The 3,071-nt window shown below is 37.7% G+C and carries 3 protein-coding genes; all 3 read left to right on the top strand.

Going from position 1 to position 3,071, the window contains the following annotated elements; all coding sequences use genetic code 11:
• The first annotated feature begins 207 nt into the window (after positions 1-207).
• The 3 genes from B147_RS0106930 to B147_RS0106940 all read left to right on the top strand — a co-directional run bounded on the left by B147_RS0106930 (position 208) and on the right by B147_RS0106940 (position 2,708).
• Positions 208-1,020 carry a hypothetical protein gene (locus B147_RS0106930; RefSeq protein WP_020586494.1) on the top strand — a complete coding sequence of 271 codons (813 nt, stop codon included), beginning with the start codon at positions 208-210 and terminating at the stop codon, positions 1,018-1,020.
• A gap of 308 nt (positions 1,021-1,328) precedes the next feature.
• Positions 1,329-1,889 carry an AAA family ATPase gene (locus tag B147_RS0106935; RefSeq protein ID WP_020586495.1) on the top strand — a complete coding sequence of 187 codons (561 nt, stop codon included), beginning with the start codon at positions 1,329-1,331 and terminating at the stop codon, positions 1,887-1,889.
• A gap of 378 nt (positions 1,890-2,267) precedes the next feature.
• Positions 2,268-2,708 carry a hypothetical protein gene (locus B147_RS0106940; RefSeq protein WP_020586496.1) on the top strand — a complete coding sequence of 147 codons (441 nt, stop codon included), beginning with the start codon at positions 2,268-2,270 and terminating at the stop codon, positions 2,706-2,708.
• Positions 2,709-3,071 lie beyond the last annotated feature (363 nt).

Genomic DNA, 3,071 nt, shown 5'->3' on the forward strand with positions numbered 1-3,071 from the left:
AAATCTTGAGAATATAGGATTTTTTTAAGAAATTCGACCAACTCGGTACATGTTTTGAAAAGCAGGTTCCATGCCAACCATTGTTTTTTCTTTTAATTTTTTTGACATTTTTCTCCTTATTCGTGTAATGTTTGGTGTTCCATTAATGAGCACGATCATATCATAAAAATCAATCAAATCAAGGTCTTATTGAAGATTCTTAACTTTATGACATTGAATAAACTGTTTATCCAACAAATAGAAGTGAAAAATTCAGGAGACAAAACCGTTGATGATATTATCCTGCTACTCAGTTTTACTGATGAAAAAATTGAAAAATCAAAAATCTCCATAGATCAAGCGATTTCACACTCTAAAGAAATCAAAGATAAATCTTTAAAACTAAATATTGATAGCCTTAATCCTGGTGAAGAAGCAAACGTTTCAATCTTATATCAAAGTAATAACGAAAATTCGTCAGGAGCTTCAATATCACTCCGTGCAAAAGGTGTTAAAGGTAAACTTATAGGGTCTGAAAAAAAACAAAATGAAGTAATTATTGCTTTAGTCGCAGCATATGCAGGAATACTTGCTTTTATATTATCGACCAAACGAGGGAGACACCTTTTTACTTTGATTGTAAAAAATATAGTTTTAGGCAAATCTCTATCATCCATAGGAGACCAGAAATATATAATAGCGTCCTTACTTTCAATGTATGGTTATCCAGAAAAAGCCAAAGATTATCTTGATACCGGCGTATCCCGCCAGTATTGGGTTGAGGCCGATCTACTTACTTCAGAAGCAGTAAGTGGAGATGGGGAATTGAAAGACACTACTATTAAAATTCTTAGAAGAATAGCCGAGTTGCCTCAAATACATTCAACCTCAAAAGCTATAGTATATTACAATATTGCTCGTTTGTATAAATCACTTAATATGCAAGAAAGTGATATAGAAGAGATTATAGATAAAGCAAAAAAAATAGATAAAACGGAAGTAGAAAGTCGTTTGACATATGACCCCATTTTTTTAGCTTAAATCAAATTGAACAAGGACCTTGCAGGCCGAGCAGGTTACGACAGCATTTTTTTTGAACTGTAATTTTTAATTGGTCTTTCTCGCTTTTTGGAGGCTTTTGTTATGCTCCGTCCGCTGGGAGAAGGCCAGCGTTGAATTTCCTTTTGTGCAGCCCAGAAGAACCATTGACTTTGTCTATAAAAGCTTGTTGTTGGCTAAAATAGAAAACCTCAATATATTGTGTCAGAAGAGCTCAGAGCTTTTCCTCTGAAAAGAGACACAATAATTTGCTAAATGTGCGCGCCAGCGAGCAATGCGTTAGGAGCTAAATGAACAATCGGTTCGTAGTCACCGGCGGCCCCGGCGGTGGTAAAACAACAATTCTTACTGCTCTGGCGGAGCGTGGATACAATTTCGCACCAGAGTCTGCACGGAGAATAATCAAGAATCGGTTAACGGCGGGGTTGTCGCCTCGACCAGAACCTATCCCGTTTGCCTATGAGATCCTAAGTGCGGACATCGAGAAATATCGAAAGATTGATGCCAGTGATTGCCCCACGTTCTTTGATCGGAGCGTGCTGGACGCATTGTTCATGCTTGATGCAGAGAACGCACTAACTCTCGCTCAAGCTGAACGGTATATTCAAAATTTTCCGTACAATAGGACCGTTTTTCTTCTATCTCCATGGAAAGAGATCTATACTACAGATTCCGAGCGCGACCAAACATTTGAGCAAGCTGTTGAGGTGTGTGAAGGTATGGAAAGGTGGTATCAGCAATGGGGCTATGAAATGCTGGAAGTGCCGCATAGCAATGTTGAAAAGCGCGTTTTATTTATTCTGGAAGCCGTAGATAACGCTCTAACAAGTGGGGATAAGGGACACTCCTAACGTATAGTCTCTGCTGCAAGCGTTGAAATCGCCGATTTTTCAAAAATTTTGGGGAATAGAAGACCCCACAATTTGTCTATACATAAACGCCGTGATGCTTGTCATTGAAGGCGTTGGCTACTTCTGTTATTCCTGCCTGGTTTAAAATCCGGAGCAGTGACACTGAATACCATGATTGCTCGGTCTTGTTTTCCTTAATAAGTTCATTCAAGTTTTTCTATTTACATCCAGTTGTTTGGCTGTTATTGGAGGATTATCCTATTTTCATTTTTTTTAACGGGATAACATTACAAATTTGGGCTTGGACAGAAAAAAAAACTACATAATTACTCGTTAGCATTCGCGCTTGAAAACCATCACTACCAAAAAGGTGAATTAATGCCAGACATCTGGACAATTGTAAGCACAATCGTTGGCGTTGCTGGGTTTGCATACGCTCTTTATCAAGGCCATGAACGCAAAAAATTGGAAAACTACAATAGGTCTCAAGCATGGTATTTATATTCAAAAACAAACAATATGACAGGAATAACCCAACGCGCTTTGCATAAATATAAAGAATTACACGCAGAGAATATTAATGTTGAGGTTTTAGAATTATTATCAAAAGCAACTGCTTTTGGTACAGATTTGTTTGGAGAATCGGCTCGATCAATACAGTTTACCGAGCCAGAATTCACAGAGGACTCCGTTGATAGATGGGTTGAAATGGGGAAAATAGACGGTGATGATCATAAATCACTGTTTGTGCCTTTATTAACAGAAAAAAAAGAAAAAACAAGCCTTATAAAGCGACTTACAAGATCAAAGAATAAATAGCCTTCATAGTGATCTTGTGGTTTAAGCAAATAATCTTGAATGCTTTTAATTTCTTGTTCAGTTAATGAAAAATGGTATTTTTCAATTTTAGCCTTATAAGTTTCCATTATTTATCCAACAATGCTAACCACCGCATTAACTCCGACCTTCGCCGCGATGCGGCTCAGTCGGGTTATGCGGGGCGTTAAGTGCAAAAACTAAACATGAAACTTAAATCGTATTTAATATTACTGGTAATTTTTTTTCTGTCATTCTGGCTATTTTTTTTATCCCGGATGGCCACTTTAAAATCCCCCACCCGTGGCCGGGTCAAAATCCCCCGGCGGCAGAATATTGAGATCTAAGTTATTCTCTTAATATCTT

Origin of the sequence: Desulfobacter curvatus DSM 3379, assembly GCF_000373985.1 — a bacterium.
Classification (GTDB): Bacteria; Desulfobacterota; Desulfobacteria; order Desulfobacterales; family Desulfobacteraceae; genus Desulfobacter; species Desulfobacter curvatus.

Coding starts and splice junctions, on each gene's coding strand:
- B147_RS0106930 (WP_020586494.1), top strand. CDS start 208: ATGACATTGAATAAACTGTTTATCCAACAAATAGAAGTGAAAAATTCA.
- B147_RS0106935 (WP_020586495.1), top strand. CDS start 1,329: ATGAACAATCGGTTCGTAGTCACCGGCGGCCCCGGCGGTGGTAAAACA.
- B147_RS0106940 (WP_020586496.1), top strand. CDS start 2,268: ATGCCAGACATCTGGACAATTGTAAGCACAATCGTTGGCGTTGCTGGG.